This is a genomic window from Citrobacter telavivensis (genome assembly GCA_009363175.1).
Classification (GTDB): domain Bacteria; phylum Pseudomonadota; class Gammaproteobacteria; order Enterobacterales; family Enterobacteriaceae; genus Citrobacter_A; species Citrobacter_A telavivensis.
This window is the reverse complement of record CP045205.1, coordinates 3,304,005-3,319,048: the sequence shown is the minus strand read 5'-3', so window position 1 is coordinate 3,319,048 and position 15,044 is coordinate 3,304,005. Positions and strand designations below refer to the sequence as shown.

Sequence of the window (15,044 nt, the reverse complement as noted above, 5' to 3'; positions counted from 1 at the left end):
TTGTTGTTTTAAGCGCTAGCGCTGTGTGCGCCAGCGCTTTATTCTATAGAGCTTTCGCGTCTGGCGAAAAGTCGTGTACCGGCAAAGGTGCAGTCGTTTTATACATGGAGATTTTGATGGCAAGCAGTAACTTGATTAAACAATTGCAAGAGCGGGGGCTGGTCGCCCAGGTGACGGACGAGGAAGCGTTAGCAGAGCGACTGGCGCAAGGCCCGATCGCGCTCTATTGCGGCTTCGATCCTACCGCTGACAGCTTGCATTTGGGGCATCTGGTTCCATTGTTATGCCTGAAACGCTTCCAGCAGGCAGGTCACAAACCTGTGGCGCTGGTCGGCGGCGCGACCGGTCTGATTGGCGACCCGAGCTTTAAAGCCGCCGAGCGTAAACTGAACACCGAAGACACCGTTCAGGAGTGGGTAGACAAAATCCGTAAACAGGTTGCTCCGTTCCTGGATTTCGACTGCGGCGAAAACTCCGCTATCGCGGCGAACAACTATGACTGGTTCGGCAACATGAACGTGTTGACCTTCCTGCGCGATATCGGTAAGCATTTCTCTGTAAACCAGATGATCAACAAAGAAGCGGTGAAGCAGCGTTTGAACCGTGACGATCAGGGGATCTCCTTCACCGAGTTCTCCTACAACCTGTTACAGGGTTATGATTTTGCCTGCCTGAATAAACTGCATGGCGTGGCGCTGCAAATCGGGGGTTCCGATCAGTGGGGTAACATTACTTCCGGGATCGACCTGACACGTCGTCTGCATCAGAATCAGGTCTTCGGTCTGACCGTTCCGCTGATCACTAAAGCCGACGGCACCAAGTTCGGGAAAACCGAAGGCGGCGCAGTGTGGCTGGATCCGAAGAAAACCAGTCCGTACAAATTCTACCAGTTCTGGATCAACACGGCGGACGCCGACGTGTATCGTTTCCTGAAGTTCTTCACTTTCATGGACATTGAAGAGATCAATGCGCTGGAAGAAGAAGACAAGAACAGCGGCAAAGCGCCGCGTGCCCAATATGTGTTGGCCGAGCAGGTCACGCGTCTGGTGCACGGTGAAGAAGGTCTTATCGCGGCGAAACGCATCACGGAGAGCCTGTTCAACGGCACGCTGAGCGATTTGAGCGAAGCGGACTTCGAACAGCTGGCGCAGGATGGCGTACCGATGGTTGAAATGGAAAAGAGCGCTGACCTGATGCAGGCGCTGGTAGATTCCGAACTGCAACCGTCTCGTGGTCAGGCGCGTAAAACCATTGCGTCAAACGCGATCACCATTAACGGTGAGAAGCAGTCAGATCCGGAATACACCTTCGTCGAAGGCGATCGCCTGTATGGCCGCTACACGCTGCTGCGTCGCGGTAAGAAGAATTACTGTCTGGTGTGCTGGAAGTAATCGAAAGTCAGCAGGGGCGTGGGAAACCACGCCCCTTTCTATTTTCAGGGTTGTGGTAAGCAAAAAATGAAGAATATTCTCGCCATCCAGTCCCACGTTGTTTTTGGGCATGCTGGCAATAGTGCTGCGGAATTCCCGATGCGCCGCCTCGGTGCCAACGTCTGGCCCCTCAATACGGTTCAATTCTCTAATCACACGCAATACGGCAAATGGACAGGCTGCGTCATGCCGCCATCACATCTGACCGAGATCGTGCAGGGCATAGCTGATATCGATCAGCTGAAGCGCTGCGATGCCGTGCTGAGCGGTTACCTGGGTTCTGCCGAGCAGGGCGAGCATATTCTGGGGATCGTGCGTCAGGTGAAAGCGGCCAACCCGGCGGCGAAATATTTTTGTGACCCGGTGATGGGACATCCGGAGAAAGGCTGCATCGTCGCCCCGGGCGTCGCCGAATTTCATGTTCGTCACGCGCTGCCAGCAAGCGATATTATTGCGCCGAATTTGATTGAGCTGGAAATCCTCTGCGAACACGCGGTGAACAGTGTGGATGACGCCGTTGTCGCCGCCCGCGAGTTAATCGCACAGGGACCGGAGATCGTGCTGGTAAAACATCTGGCGCGTGCGGGTTACAGTCAGGATCGTTTTGAAATGCTGCTGGTCACTGTTGATGACGCCTGGCACATCAGCCGTCCGCTGGTGGATTTCGGCACACGCCAGCCGGTCGGCGTTGGCGATGTGACCAGCGGGTTGCTGTTAGTGAAGTTGTTGCAGGGGGCGACAAACCAGCAGGCGCTGGAGCATGTCACTGCGGCGGTGTATGAGATTATGATTGCCACCAAAGCGATGCAGGAATATGAACTACAGGTGGTTGCCGCACAGGACAGGATCGCTCAACCAGAGCATTACTTCAGCGCCACACAACTCTGACCCACTTGCCGGATGAGGCGTCTACCGCCGCCATCCGGCACAATTCGCTTATTGTAACCCTTCAGCTTTCAGCGCCGCCGCAACGCCTGGACGCTCAGCCATGCGCTTCATATACGCCGCGATATGCGCTAACCCATCCATATTGAGCTTCACCGCGTATGCCCAGCGCAGTACGGTGAAAAGGTAGGCATCTGCGATAGTGAAACGCGATCCGCATATCCACTGTCCCTCTTTGAGGGAAGCATCAACGTACTGCATCTTCTTCTCCAGCAGCGCACGAACGGTCGGTTTGTACTCTTCCGGGGTATCAGGGCGAAACAATGGGGTGAAGCCTTTGTGCAGCTCAGTTGCAATGTAGTTAAGCCACTCAAGCGTCTTATAGCGCGAGATGCTGCTCACGGGCGCCAACAACTGGCGGTCAGGAACGCTATCGGCGAGGTATTGCATAATCGCCACGCCTTCGGTTAACAGCGTGCCGTCATCGAGCAGCAGGGCGGGAACCTGTCCTTTCGGGTTGACCGCGAAAAAATCATCACCGTTTTCCAGACGCTTCTTCATCAAATCCACACCATCCAGCGTGAAATCTTTCCCACTCTCGCGAAGGGTAATATGGGAAGCAAGAGAGCAGGCGCCTGGCTTGTAGAACAGTTTCATCGATAACTCCTTTCAACTGAGGTTTAACGTATCCTGGTTCGGGTTCAGGCAAAAAAAAAAGCTGCTAACGCAAAGTTAGCAGCTTCATTACGCGTTTCCCAGAAATTTACGCGGTAGCGGTCTTGGACGCTTTCTCGCCTGGTTCGTCGTCCTGAGTCATGCGGTTCAGTTTCGGCGCCGTCAGCAGCATCAGAACAGCGATCACTGCGGTCGCCACGCCAATCTGCAGGAACACGCGACCATACACTTCCAGAGACATCAGCGGATCGGTCACATTTTCAGGAACCGCCATCATGCTGGCGACATAACCGCCAATGATGTTGGCACCGGCGGTGGTCAGGAACCAACTGCCCATGATGAAGCCCATCAGACGCTGTGGAACCAGCTGTGCCACCATGGCCAGACCCAGACCGGAAATCATCAGCTCACCGATACTTTGCAAGCCGTAGCAGATGATCAGCCAGTTAACGGAAACGATACCCGCATCGGTCGCGAATTTTGCTCCCAGCGGCAGGATCAGGAACGCGCCAGAACACAGCACCATACCAATGGCAAACTTAGTTGGCATCGGCAGGGTGTCACCCATCTTGTTATAGATAGCCGCGAGGATAGGGCTACCAATGATGATCCAGAACGGGTTCAGCGCCTGATACTGTTCAGGTTCGAATGCAATGCCAAGAATAGAGTGCTCAACGTTACGAATAGCGAAGAAGTTCAGCGACGTCGGCATCTGGCTATACAGTACGAAGAAGATGATCGCTTCCAGCATCAGAATGAAGGCCACAATCATTTTACGACGAGCGGCACCCTGCATGGCGAACGCTTCTTTACCGAAGATAAAGACGATACCAAGTGCGATCACGCCCAGCACCATACGTGCGATTTGTTGGTTATGCAGCAGCCAGGTCGCAATTGCGATCAGCGCGACAACACCGACGATGGTCAGCAGCAGGTTGCGGATGTTGATAGGTTCGAAGTCAGGTTTAGAACCGTAGTTTTTCACCCAACGCTGGCAGAATGCGAAGTTTACTACGGTTATCAGCATACCGACGACGCTCAGCGCGAACGCGGTGCTCCAGCCGTAATGCGCGGCCAGCCACGGTGTTGCCAGCATAGAGAAGAATGAACCGATATTGACGGACATGTAGTACATCGTAAAGGCGCCATCAAGACGCGGGTCATCTTTCGCATAGCAGGTCGACAGCAGAGAGGATGGGTTAGCCTTAAACAGACCATTACCGACGGCAATGGCGGCCATCCCCATATAAACGACACCGGCGTCGTGTCCGGACCATGCCACCAGTGCATAGCCGATAGCCAGTACCACCGCACCGAGCATAATGACGCGCTTGGTACCCAGAACTTTGTCACCTAACCAGCCACCAATGGCGACCAGACCGTAAACCAGGGCGCTAAAGGATGAGAAAAGAGTGATTGAATCCGCTTCAGACATACCCAGTTGTTTAACCAGGTAAACGGCCATAATTCCTTGTAAGCCGTAATAACCGAAACGCTCCCAGAGCTCAATCGAGAAGATGAGATAGAACGCCTTCGGTTGTTTGAAAGCGTTAAGACTGACGCTTTCCGTTGGTTTCTTGTTTGCAGTAGACACTTTAACCTCTTTTTTTACATCCCATATTAACGGGGGTGTTCTGTCACGTGATACCTCTTGGGTAGCCGTGAAATTGTTATAGTGGGAGGGGAAACGGCGAGTAATGTTCACTATCTTGCACTTTCAGACAAGTCTTTTGTAATACTCTGTTACATATATATTGAATGGTGGATTCCACGGGGTGGATAAATGTTATCTAGCGTTAAATTTTATTAATTGAGTAATGGCAGTTTATTACGCTGTCACGTTGCCCTGGAAATGGCTGTATGGCGATATGTTCTGCTATTTGTCGGTTAATGCAGTGATAAAGCCCAGTATCTAAAAAATAGCCAGTGTAATGTTTTGTGTATAAAAACTGACTCATTGTCATCTGAATGCAAAGTTAACCAAAATTAACAGAAAAATTTACATAGAGTTATCACTATGATCGAGATCACAATTGGATAGAAATTTTCGTTATTAAAAAAAGGATTAACCTGAATAAGTGCTTATAGCCAGGATGAATCATTTGTATAAGACGTAGAAAGCGGAATCATTGACGGATTGGGGAGAAAGAAGCAGAGGATAACAAAAAGTGATGGCTGGACAATGTTACCAGCCCCTGGCGGTCAGATATCCACCTTCTCTTTGAATTCACAGAGATCTTCAATGATACAGGAACCACAGCGCGGCTTACGGGCAATACAGGTATAGCGCCCATGCAGGATAAGCCAATGGTGGCAGTCGACCTTAAATTCCGCGGGAACCACCTTCAGTAATTTCTCTTCCACCTGCTCAACGTTTTTGCCCGGTGCAAACTGGGTACGGTTACAAACGCGAAAGATATGCGTGTCGACGGCGATGGTTGGCCAGCCGAAGGCGGTATTCAGCACAACATTCGCCGTCTTGCGGCCCACGCCCGGCAGCGCCTCAAGCGCCGCACGATCTTCTGGCACCTCGCCATGATGCTGCTCAAGCAAAATACGGCAGGTCTTAATCACGTTCTCGGCTTTGCTGTTAAACAGGCCGATCGTTTTGATGTAGGACTTGATCCCTTCAACGCCGAGCTCCAGCATGGCGGCGGGGGTATTCGCAACCGGATAGAGTTTCGCCGTGGCCTTGTTCACGCTGACATCCGTCGCCTGCGCCGACAGCAGCACCGCGATCAACAGCTCAAAGGGGGAGTTGAAGTTCAACTCGGTGGTCGGATGCGGATTGTTCGCGCGTAATCGGGTTAATATTTCTAACCGCTTTGCTTTATTCATGAGGCATTCCCTGGTTCACCGGAGGGCAACTCCGTCGCGACTGCCGCACTGGCGCGGCGCTTTTTCATCTTTTCATCAATGAGATATTTCACCGCCAGCATGAGTCCCAACCCAATAAATGCGCCAGGCGGTAACATTGCCAGCAGGAAAGGAGAGTCGGTGTGGAAAATTTCCACGCGCAGCACCTTTGCCCAGTTGCCGAGCAGTCCGTCCGCCCCGTCAAACAGCGTGCCATTGCCGATTATTTCGCGCAGGGAACCCAGCACAAACATAGCGCCGGTTGCCCCCATCCCAATGGAGAAGCCGTCCAGCGCCGACAGCGCCGGACCCTTTTTGGCGGCAAAGGCTTCAGCGCGTCCCACCACAATGCAGTTGGTCACGATCAGCGGGATAAAGATCCCCAGTGACTGGTAAAGACCAAAGGCATAGGCGTTGATCAGCATTTGTACCGCACTGACCACCGAGGCGATGATCATCACGTAAATCGGGATACGAATTTCGGCTGGCGTCCAGCGGCGCAGCGCGGAGATAGTCAGGTTGGTCAGCGTCAGCACCAGCGTGGTGGCAAGCCCCAGCCCGAGGGCGTTGGTGGCAGTCGAGGTGACCGCCAGCAGCGGGCACATCCCCAGCAGTTGCACCAGCGCGGAGTTATTTTTCCACAATCCCTGAACGATGACGTCTTTAATTTCACTCATGACTTACTCTCCGCAGGCCGGAAGTTGAGGCAGTTGCGCAGGCAGCGTTTGGGCATACAGCCCTGCACGCTTGACGGCATTGACCACCGCGCGCGGCGTAATCGTTGCCCCGGTAAACTGATCAAAATCTCCGCCATCTTTTTTCACGGCCCAGTGGCTGTCGTTGTCACCCTGAATCTTTTTACCGCTGAAACCGGTTATCCAGTCTGACAGGCGCAGTTCAATTTTATCGCCCAGCCCCGGCGTTTCATGGTGTTCCGTTACCCGGGTGCCCAAAACCGTGCCGCTGAAGTCGGCACCGACCAGCAACTGAATGGCGCCAGAATAGCCATCCGGCGCCGTTGTCTCAAGCACGGCCGCCACGGGCGTACCGTCCTGCTCCGCAATATAGACGCGATGCTCGCCTTTCCCCAGTGCGGGCGCGCTGACCACGAAGCAGCGATCCTGCAAACGGTTATTATAGCGATCGGCAGGCAGAACCTGATCAAACAGCGCCTTTTGCTGAATGGCCGCCTGCTCATCAATGGTGGTTTTGGTCATCAGGTTGATGGCGGCAGTCAGTCCGGTCGACCCCGCCGCAAACAGCGCCAGGGTGATGCCATGTTTACGAATCGTTTTCAGCATGGATTATCCTTTGCGGTGTCCGTACACGCGCGGACGCGTGTAGTAGTCAATCAGCGGGACCGTGATATTGGCCAACAGCACGGCAAAGGCCACGCCATCCGGATAGCCGCCGAAACTGCGGATTAACCACACCAGCAAGCCTGCCAGCGCGCCAAACACCAGACGACCGCGATTGGTCGTCGATGCCGTCACCGGGTCAGTCAGAATGAAGAATGCGCCAAGCATCGTTGCCCCGGAGAGCAGATGAATTTGCGGGGAGGCGAGCGTCTCAGGCGCAAATAGCCAACCCAGCATCGCGCAGACGGCTAATGAGAGCAGGAAGCTAACCGGAATATGCCAGCGAATAGCGTTTTGTTGCAGCAGAAAAACACCGCCAGCCAGCCAGGCCAGGTTGACCCACTGCCAGCCCGCACCGGCAAAGATGCCGCTGTAAATGGGGTATTGCATGATCTGCTCAACAGAATGACCGGCATGCAGGGACGTTTTGAAGGTGTCCAGCGGCGTGGCCTGGCTTATCCCGTCAATCCCCATGCGCAGCGTATGCATGTCGCCCCCGCCGGTGGTCTGTCCGGTAACGATTATCTGCAGGGCATCGAGCAGTCCTGGCGTTGTGGCGGCAATATCCTGTGGCGGTAACCAACTGGTCATCTGCACCGGGAAGGAGATAAGCAGCACCACATAGCCAATCATCGCCGGGTTGAACGGGTTTTGTCCCAGACCGCCATACAGCTGTTTGGCGATGATCACCGCGAATACCGTACCGAGGATCACCATCCACCAGGGCGCGAGCGGGGGAATACTGACGGCAAGCAGCAGACCGGTCAGTAGCGCGGAATTGTCCTTTAAAATCGCCACTACCGGTTGCTTACGTAATCTGAGCACGGCGGCTTCAGCCAGCAGCGCACTTGCGCAGGCGAGTACGATCTGCAACAGAGTTCCCCAGCCGAAAAACCACCATTGCACGGCAATTCCCGGCACGGCGGCAAGTAAGACCAGCAGCATAATGCGCGACGTTTGACGCTGATTATGCGTGTAGGGAGAGCTTGCGATTCTGAATACCATTTAATCCTCGTTAACAACCTGCTGCTGAGCGTCTCTTTTGGCTTTTGCCCGTGCTATTGCGACTTCGACGGCCGCTTTACGCGAGTCCACCGGTTTATCCGACGCGGCGGGTTTACTGCTGGCCTGCTGTTCCTGTTTGCGCGCCTTCGCGCGGGCAATAGCGGCTTCGACGGCGGCTTTACGTGGGTCCACCGGTTCATCAGACGCAGCGGGTTCGTTGCTGGCCTGCTGCTCCTGCTTGCGTGCCTTCGCGCGGGCAATAGCGGCTTCGACGGCGGCTTTGCGCGGGTCCACCGGTTCATCAGACGCGGCGGGTTTACTGCTGGCCTGCTGCTCCTGCTTGCGCGCCTTTGCGCGGGCAATAGCGGCTTCGACGGCCGCTTTACGCGAGTCCACCGGTTCATCAGACGCGGCGGGTTCGCTGCTGGCCTGCTGTTCCTGTTTGCGCGCCTTTGCGCGGGCAATAGCGGCTTCGACGGCGGCTTTACGCGGATCGGTGTCAGTAGCGGTGGCGTTCTCGGCCTGTTTTGCTCGCGCCAGCGCTTTACGCGCTTCACGAGCCGCAATCACCGCGCTATTGTCCGGCGTTTCACCCGCTTTAATCATTACCGGTTGCGTCGCCTGAGCCTGTTTCTCTTTAACGCGAGCCAGGGCGGCGGCAATGGCATCCTGATCCTTCGCCGCTGGCTGTACGGCGGCTTTCTTATGACGTTCCAGACGCGCGGCTTTCTCACGCTCCAGGCGAGCCTGACGCGCTTCGAAACGCGCTTTGGCTTCCGCCGCGCGCTTTTCTTCCTGGCTTATTGCATAAAGCTCAGCTTTTTCCTGACGGAAATATTGCACCAGCGGAATGTTGCTTGGGCAGACCCAGGCGCAAGCGCCACACTCAATGCAGTCGGCAATGTTATGCGCGGTGGCTTTGTCATGCTGCTGTCCTTTACTGAACCAGTAGAGCTGCTGGGGCAGAAGATCGGCCGGGCAGGCGTCGGCACAGGCGCTACAGCGAATGCAGCCTTTCTCTTCCTGCGGCTCGCCCATTTCCGTTGCCGACGGTGCCAGCAAACAGTTGGTTATCTTCACCACCGGGACATCGAGCCACGGCAGGGTGAAGCCCATCAATGGGCCGCCCATGATCACCATCTGATCGGCAGAAGGGCAGAAACCCGCATCATTAAGCAGATGGCGTACCGGCGTACCGAGTCTCGCCCAGACGTTACCCGGACGACTGACCGCTTCACCGGTGAGGGTCACAACGCGCTCGGTAATCGGTTCGCCGTCAATAATCGCACGTTTAACCGCATACGCCGTGCCGACGTTTTGCATCAGTACGCCGATGTCGGAAGAACGACCGCCGTGAGGAACCTGTTTTCCGGTCAGGATTTGGGTAAGCTGCTTTGCCCCGCCCGAAGGGTATTTCGTTGGGATCACGCGCAGCGCGATATCCTGCGAGCCGGCCAGCACCGCACGCAGCATTGAGATCGCCTGCGGTTTGTTATCTTCAATACCAATAAGGATTTCACGCGGTTGCAGAATATGCGCCAGAATGCGGATACCCTCGACGATCTGCGCCGCACAATCCTGCATCAGACGATCGTCGGCGGTGATATAGGGTTCACATTCCGCGGCGTTGATGATCAGCGTTTGAATTTTGTCGCCGCCGCCCTGCAATTTATTCCCGGTCGGGAAACCGGCTCCGCCCAGCCCGGCGACGCCGAACTGATGAATGCGGGCGATCAGGGCGTCGCGACTCTGCGAACGGTAATCCTGCCAGCCTTCACGCTCAATCCAACGGTCTTCACCGTCGGCATCAATGATTACGCTCAGCTCGGCTAATGCTGAAGGGTGCGCCGTCGAGTGGGGCGCAATCGCCACCACCGTCCCGGAGGTAGGCGCATGAACCGGGAGCATTCTTCCCCATCCACGGGTTAGCGGCTGTCCGCGCAGTACATGCTGCCCTTCGGTGACGCACAGTTCCCCTTCAGCACCGATATGCTGTTTGAGCGGAATAACGAAACGCTGCGCGAGGGGAACCTGGCGCAGCGGCGTGCCGTTTGACTGTGTTTTCATTTCCGGCGGATGGATGCCGCCGTTGAAATCCCAGATCTTATCTTTTCTGAAAGCAGAGAATAACTTAAGCATGGTGTTCCACGGGGATAATACGCACGGGGATCGTGTTCAAATCCCACTTCCAGTTGTCAGGCGTTTCGGCGACCGGACGCAGTTCAATGCAGTGAGTCGGGCAGGGGTCAACGCACAGATTGCAACCCGTGCACAAATCGCTCATCACCGTGTGCATGGCGCGCGTAGCGCCAATAATTGCGTCCACCGGACAGGCCTGAATACATTTGGTGCAGCCAATGCAATTAGCTTCATCAATTACCGCCAGCATGCGAACCGGCGCAACGTCTTGTTCATCGCCATCAATCGGTTGGGGATCGACGTTCAGCAGTTCCGCAATTTTCAACATGACCGCTTCGCCGCCGGGCGCACAGCGGTTAATTTTTTCGCCCTGGCCACCAATCGCTTCCGCGTAGGGGCGACAGCCAGGATAGCCGCATTGCCCGCACTGGCTTTGCGGCAGAATTTCATCAATCTTTTCAACGACAGGATCATCCTCCACCGCGTAACGACGGGAGGCATAACCCAGGATAGCGCCGAACACCAGACCCAGCAGGCTCACGGCGGCAACGGCAATCCAGATAGCATTCATTACAACTTCACCAAACCACTAAAGCCCATAAAGGCCAGAGACATTAACCCGGCGGTAATCAGCGCAATGGCGTTACCGCGAAACGGAGCAGGCACATCCGCGACGGCGAGACGCTCGCGAATCGCCGCAAACAGCACCATCACCAGTGAGAAGCCGACAGCGGCGGAAAAGCCGTACAGTGCCGACTGCAAAAAGTTGTGGCCGAGATTGATATTCAACAGCGCCACACCGAGAACCGCACAGTTGGTGGTGATAAGCGGCAAGAAGATCCCCAGCAGACGATAGAGCGCCGGGCTGGTTTTGCGCACCACCATTTCGGTAAATTGCACCACGACCGCGATAACCAGAATAAAGGCCAGCGTACGCAGATAAATGAGATCGAGCGGAATCAGGATCCAGGTGTCAATCAGCCAGGCGCAGATTGAAGCCAGCGTCATCACAAACGTGGTCGCGAGCCCCATCCCCATCGCGGTTTCCAGTTTTTTGGAAACGCCCATAAAGGGACAAAGACCCAGAAACTTAACCAGTACAAAGTTATTGACCAGTACAGTTCCGACAAACAGCAGCAGGTAATCAGTCATTTTTCGGCCTGAAATAAAAAAGCCGCCTATTATCTGACAATCTACAGCAGGCGACAACAGGTTAACTGTAGGGTTATTACGGATTCACAAAGGTGGTTTTCACACGTACTGAGCGCTTGAAATAGGGCACTAACAGTGCCGCCGCCAGCAGCGGAAATAGCAACTGGCGTACCGCGAGTGCGTCGGGTACTGGTGAAAAAGCAAAGGCTTTAACCGCCAGCAAGACGGAGACCAGTAGCCAGATAATATAATGTTTCGGAACACTGCGTCTGCGCTTAAAGAACGCAATCGTCAACCACAGGGTGTAATACCACATGGCGATCGCGGTGAGAAAAGAGACGCCCCACAACAGCAGATTGCCGGTACTTTGCTCTGCCAGCATCGCAAACGTTTTGGGAGAGGCGAGTGCTGTAGCATACAGAAACAGGGCCAGCGAGGCACTCAGCAAGGCGACTAAAAGCCAGGCCAGCGGGCCCAGTAACCAACCGCCAATGCGCTGTGCCGGTGTTGTGGTCATAAAATCTCCGGAATTGCCATATGTACCGTTCTTTTTGGGGCGGTTATTATAAAGCTTTTACCGGCAAGCGCTACTTTCTTATTGCACGTAGCGCCAGACTGATTTCGGTACCTGGCCAACATCAAAAAGGCGACCGCCGGAGACCAGTTCAGCGCGACGGTGATCGGCAGCGCGATACATATTGATAATGTCCTGGTCATCGGTAAGGGTGTAGTGCAGATGGTCAAACAGTTTTTCCAGACTTTCGAGCGAGCTAATTTTGCGAAATTTTAATAAATAATCCTGAACAGTCATAAACAGGGATCCCTATTATAAAAATAAAGCCTACGAGTCGTGAACGTAAATAAACCTTTCCGGCGAAAAGAACCGGCAGGCAAATGTCAACAAAGTATTTTCTTAAGTGGTGTTTGACGTGTCAGACGACACCAGAGCGAAGGGTAACGCGCTTCGCTATGACTGGCAATACGCGCAGAGGCAGGAAGCCGCACAATCCGCTTTTTCAGATAATTTTTACGGCTTTTTCTGCAATCAACAGGGGAAAACAGACCTTCCAGGCGACATACGTCGCCTGGCACACTATTTCTGCTGAATAGCGGCGGTCGGTTCGGGAGGCTGATAATTATCAATATGATTAGCGACGCCGAGGAGGACCACAGAAACTGCGAGAACCACCCAACCTGTTAATTGAATAAGACGATCGATGACTGACGACATTTGCGTTGATTTATCCTTAAATACAGGCAGCAGATGTTACTTAGCAATAATTATCCCGGCAAGTGTTTTGGGAACGATTTCAGTGACTTTATATCGACAAAATGCGCGAAAGTGACATTTATTTGACTTAAGTTAAATAACGACCTTTCTTGCGGCGGGGTGAGTAAACTATTGTTAGTGGTTTATGGATAGTGTGAAATAGTCAGCAGACTGAAACGAGAGGCAGAGATATGAGTGACAACATCCGTGTAGGACTGATTGGCTACGGATACGCCAGTAAAACGTTCCATGCTCCCCTGATTGACGGCACACCGGGACTGGAGCTGGCGGCAGTATCCAGTAGCGATGCAGCGAAAGTGAAGGCGGACTGGCCTTCCGTGGCCGTTGTCTCTGAGCCGAAGCATCTGTTTAATGACCCCAATATCGATCTGATTGTCATTCCTACCCCCAACGATACCCACTTCCCGTTGGCCAAAGCGGCGCTGGAAGCCGGCAAACATGTGGTGGTGGATAAGCCCTTCACCGTGACACTGTCACAAGCTCGTGAGCTGGATGCGCTGTCGCGCAGCCTGGGACGGGTGCTTTCTGTTTTCCACAATCGCCGCTGGGACAGTGACTTTTTGACCCTGAAAGCGATGCTGGCAGAAGGCGTTTTGGGTGAGGTCGCCTATTTCGAATCGCATTTCGATCGCTTTCGTCCGCAGGTGCGCGACCGCTGGCGTGAGCAAGGGGGGCCGGGGAGCGGTATCTGGTACGATCTGGCTCCGCATCTCCTTGACCAGGCGATCAATTTGTTCGGCCTGCCTGTCAGCATGACGGTAGATTTAGCGCAGTTGCGTCCGGGGGCGCAGTCAACGGACTACTTCCATGCCACGCTTTCCTATCCACAGCGTCGGGTTATTTTGCACGGTACGATGCTGGCCGCGGCGGAATCGGCACGTTACATCGTGCATGGTTCGCGCGGCAGCTATGTGAAGTATGGTCTTGATCCGCAGGAAGAGCGCCTTAAAAGCGGGGAACGTCTGCCGCAGGAAGACTGGGGTTATGATATGCGTGATGGCATCGTCACACGCGTTGAAGGCGAAACGCGGGTGGAAGAGACCTGGCTGACCGTGCCGGGGAATTATCCGGCGTATTATGCCGGGATCCGCGACGCGCTGAATGGTAACGGCGAAAACCCGGTACCGGCGAGCCAGGCCATCCAGATCATGGAATTGATTGAGCTGGGCATTGAGTCGGCGAAGCATCGTTCGACGTTATGTCTTGCCTGATGTCTTAAAGGCCCGATGAAATTCATCGGGCCTTTATCTTTATGCCGTTGCGACTTTTTCACGCAGCGCCTGTTTTTCCGCTGCGCTCAGGAAGGCGCTTTCCAGCCCGTTGATCTGCGCCTGACGAATCTGCTCACGGCTCAGTCCCGCTGCCGGTGCCGCGACCGTATATTCGTGAATAATATCCACCCCCTGGACCGCCGGGTCGTCAGTGTTCAGGCTGGCGAGGATGCCGTGCTCCAGGAACGTCTTCAGCGGATGGACGGATAACGACGGCACGGTGCTGGTCTGAATATTTGACGTCAGACAGGATTCGATTCCAATACGCTGTTCAGCGAGGAAATCCATCAGCGCGGGATCCTCTACCGCTTTTACGCCGTGACCGATACGTTCCGCACCCAGTTCGCGAATGGCCTGCCAGATGCTTTCCGGACCGGCGGCCTCACCGGCGTGCACCGTAATATGCCAACCGGCATCACGGGCGCGGTTGAAATGGGACAGGAACAGACTGCCGGGGAAGCCCAGTTCATCACCGGCAAGGTCGAGGGCGGCTATCCGATCGCGGTGCGCCAGCAGTGCTTCCAGTTCTTGCAGGCAGGCGGCTTCGCCGAAGGTCCGGCTCATGATGCCGATCAGTTGCGCCTGTACGCCAAAGGTTTGGCAGCCTTCACGCACGCCGGCAATCACGGCTTCAACCACGCCAGCGACCGGCAGCTGATGCGTCATTGCCATGTAGCCTGGGGAAAAACGCAGCTCAACATAGTGCAGGCCATTACGCGCGGCGTCTTCGATGTTTTCAAAAGCCACGCGGCGACAGGCGTCAAGGGAGGCTAAGACCTTTACGCCCCAGTCCAGTTTCGACAGAAAGCTGACGAGATCGGGTTCTGTGGCTGTCACCTGCACATGAGGGATCAACGCTTCAAGGGTTTGTGCGGGGAGGGGCAAATTGAACTGGCGGCCAAGATCCAGAATGGTTTGTGCCCGGATGTTTCCATCAAGGTGGCGATGAATGTCAGTTAACGGCAGGGAAGTATCAATCATG

At 54.7% G+C, this 15,044-nt stretch carries 16 protein-coding genes; 3 read left to right on the top strand and 13 right to left on the bottom strand.

Going from position 1 to position 15,044, the window contains the following annotated elements; all coding sequences use genetic code 11:
• The first annotated feature begins 116 nt into the window (after positions 1-116).
• Together tyrS and pdxY are read left to right on the top strand one after the other, a co-directional pair.
• Entirely contained in the window at positions 117-1,391 is a 1,275-nt protein-coding gene (tyrS, locus tag GBC03_18095) for a tyrosine--tRNA ligase (GenBank protein ID QFS71984.1), read from the top strand.
• Between the two features lie 66 nt (positions 1,392-1,457).
• On the top strand, positions 1,458-2,318 hold the full coding sequence (gene pdxY, locus GBC03_18090) for a pyridoxal kinase PdxY (GenBank protein ID QFS71983.1): 861 nt from the start codon (positions 1,458-1,460) through the stop codon (positions 2,316-2,318).
• Between the two features lie 48 nt (positions 2,319-2,366).
• On the opposite strand, the gene gstA is transcribed toward pdxY, so the two are convergent.
• The 12 genes from gstA to blr form a co-directional block, all read right to left on the bottom strand.
• The gene (gene gstA / locus GBC03_18085; protein QFS71982.1) at positions 2,367-2,972 is read right to left on the bottom strand and encodes a glutathione transferase GstA; all 606 of its coding nucleotides are present in this window, start codon (positions 2,970-2,972) and stop codon (positions 2,367-2,369) included.
• 106 nt (positions 2,973-3,078) lie between these two features.
• Entirely contained in the window at positions 3,079-4,584 is a 1,506-nt protein-coding gene (gene dtpA / locus GBC03_18080) for a dipeptide/tripeptide permease DtpA (GenBank protein ID QFS71981.1), read from the bottom strand.
• Between the two features lie 608 nt (positions 4,585-5,192).
• Positions 5,193-5,828, bottom strand: coding sequence for an endonuclease III (gene nth, locus GBC03_18075; protein QFS71980.1), 636 nt, complete (start codon positions 5,826-5,828; stop codon positions 5,193-5,195).
• Positions 5,825-6,523 carry an RnfABCDGE type electron transport complex subunit E gene (locus GBC03_18070; GenBank protein QFS71979.1) on the bottom strand — a complete coding sequence of 233 codons (699 nt, stop codon included), beginning with the start codon at positions 6,521-6,523 and terminating at the stop codon, positions 5,825-5,827. Before GBC03_18070 ends, nth begins: the two co-directional genes overlap by 4 nt.
• Positions 6,524-6,526: 3 nt before the next feature.
• Positions 6,527-7,147 carry an electron transport complex subunit RsxG gene (rsxG, locus tag GBC03_18065; protein QFS71978.1) on the bottom strand — a complete coding sequence of 207 codons (621 nt, stop codon included), beginning with the start codon at positions 7,145-7,147 and terminating at the stop codon, positions 6,527-6,529.
• Between the two features lie 3 nt (positions 7,148-7,150).
• Positions 7,151-8,209 carry an electron transport complex subunit RsxD gene (gene rsxD, locus GBC03_18060; GenBank protein ID QFS71977.1) on the bottom strand — a complete coding sequence of 353 codons (1,059 nt, stop codon included), beginning with the start codon at positions 8,207-8,209 and terminating at the stop codon, positions 7,151-7,153.
• A complete protein-coding gene (gene rsxC, locus GBC03_18055; protein ID QFS71976.1) occupies positions 8,210-10,348 on the bottom strand; it encodes an electron transport complex subunit RsxC in 2,139 nt (712 codons plus the stop codon).
• Entirely contained in the window at positions 10,341-10,919 is a 579-nt protein-coding gene (rsxB, locus tag GBC03_18050) for an electron transport complex subunit RsxB (protein ID QFS71975.1), read from the bottom strand. The genes rsxC and rsxB overlap by 8 nt, the downstream gene beginning before the upstream one ends.
• Positions 10,919-11,500 carry an electron transport complex subunit RsxA gene (gene rsxA / locus GBC03_18045; protein QFS71974.1) on the bottom strand — a complete coding sequence of 194 codons (582 nt, stop codon included), beginning with the start codon at positions 11,498-11,500 and terminating at the stop codon, positions 10,919-10,921. Before rsxA ends, rsxB begins: the two co-directional genes overlap by 1 nt.
• A gap of 76 nt (positions 11,501-11,576) precedes the next feature.
• Positions 11,577-12,017, bottom strand: a complete 441-nt coding sequence (locus GBC03_18040) for a DUF2569 family protein (protein ID QFS71973.1) — start codon at positions 12,015-12,017, stop codon at positions 11,577-11,579.
• 78 nt (positions 12,018-12,095) lie between these two features.
• A complete protein-coding gene (gene ydgT, locus GBC03_18035; protein ID QFS71972.1) occupies positions 12,096-12,311 on the bottom strand; it encodes a transcription modulator YdgT in 216 nt (71 codons plus the stop codon).
• A 282-nt stretch (positions 12,312-12,593) separates the two neighbouring features.
• Positions 12,594-12,731, bottom strand: a complete 138-nt coding sequence (blr, locus tag GBC03_18030; GenBank protein ID QFS71971.1) for a division septum protein Blr — start codon at positions 12,729-12,731, stop codon at positions 12,594-12,596.
• A 230-nt stretch (positions 12,732-12,961) separates the two neighbouring features.
• On the opposite strand from blr, the gene GBC03_18025 reads away from it, so the two are divergent.
• Positions 12,962-14,002: an oxidoreductase gene (locus GBC03_18025; protein QFS71970.1), complete on the top strand. Its 1,041-nt coding sequence runs from the start codon at positions 12,962-12,964 to the stop codon at positions 14,000-14,002.
• A gap of 39 nt (positions 14,003-14,041) precedes the next feature.
• Here the strand turns inward: GBC03_18025 and GBC03_18020 are convergent, their stop codons facing one another.
• Positions 14,042-15,043 (bottom strand): adenosine deaminase, encoded by a 1,002-nt coding sequence (locus tag GBC03_18020; protein ID QFS71969.1) that lies wholly within the window; start codon positions 15,041-15,043, stop codon positions 14,042-14,044.
• Position 15,044 lies beyond the last annotated feature (1 nt).

Excerpts from the sequence above, each read along its gene's own strand:
- ydgT (QFS71972.1), bottom strand. The coding sequence starts at position 12,311 with ATGACTGTTCAGGATTATTTATTAAAATTTCGCAAAATTAGCTCGCTC.
- tyrS (QFS71984.1), top strand. The coding sequence starts at position 117 with ATGGCAAGCAGTAACTTGATTAAACAATTGCAAGAGCGGGGGCTGGTC.
- rsxC (QFS71976.1), bottom strand. The coding sequence starts at position 10,348 with ATGCTTAAGTTATTCTCTGCTTTCAGAAAAGATAAGATCTGGGATTTC.
- gstA (QFS71982.1), bottom strand. The coding sequence starts at position 2,972 with ATGAAACTGTTCTACAAGCCAGGCGCCTGCTCTCTTGCTTCCCATATT.
- GBC03_18025 (QFS71970.1), top strand. The coding sequence starts at position 12,962 with ATGAGTGACAACATCCGTGTAGGACTGATTGGCTACGGATACGCCAGT.
- nth (QFS71980.1), bottom strand. The coding sequence starts at position 5,828 with ATGAATAAAGCAAAGCGGTTAGAAATATTAACCCGATTACGCGCGAAC.
- rsxB (QFS71975.1), bottom strand. The coding sequence starts at position 10,919 with ATGAATGCTATCTGGATTGCCGTTGCCGCCGTGAGCCTGCTGGGTCTG.
- rsxA (QFS71974.1), bottom strand. The coding sequence starts at position 11,500 with ATGACTGATTACCTGCTGCTGTTTGTCGGAACTGTACTGGTCAATAAC.
- GBC03_18070 (QFS71979.1), bottom strand. The coding sequence starts at position 6,523 with ATGAGTGAAATTAAAGACGTCATCGTTCAGGGATTGTGGAAAAATAAC.
- GBC03_18040 (QFS71973.1), bottom strand. The coding sequence starts at position 12,017 with ATGACCACAACACCGGCACAGCGCATTGGCGGTTGGTTACTGGGCCCG.
- rsxD (QFS71977.1), bottom strand. The coding sequence starts at position 8,209 with ATGGTATTCAGAATCGCAAGCTCTCCCTACACGCATAATCAGCGTCAA.
- blr (QFS71971.1), bottom strand. The coding sequence starts at position 12,731 with ATGTCGTCAGTCATCGATCGTCTTATTCAATTAACAGGTTGGGTGGTT.
- rsxG (QFS71978.1), bottom strand. The coding sequence starts at position 7,147 with ATGCTGAAAACGATTCGTAAACATGGCATCACCCTGGCGCTGTTTGCG.
- GBC03_18020 (QFS71969.1), bottom strand. The coding sequence starts at position 15,043 with ATGATTGATACTTCCCTGCCGTTAACTGACATTCATCGCCACCTTGAT.
- pdxY (QFS71983.1), top strand. The coding sequence starts at position 1,458 with ATGAAGAATATTCTCGCCATCCAGTCCCACGTTGTTTTTGGGCATGCT.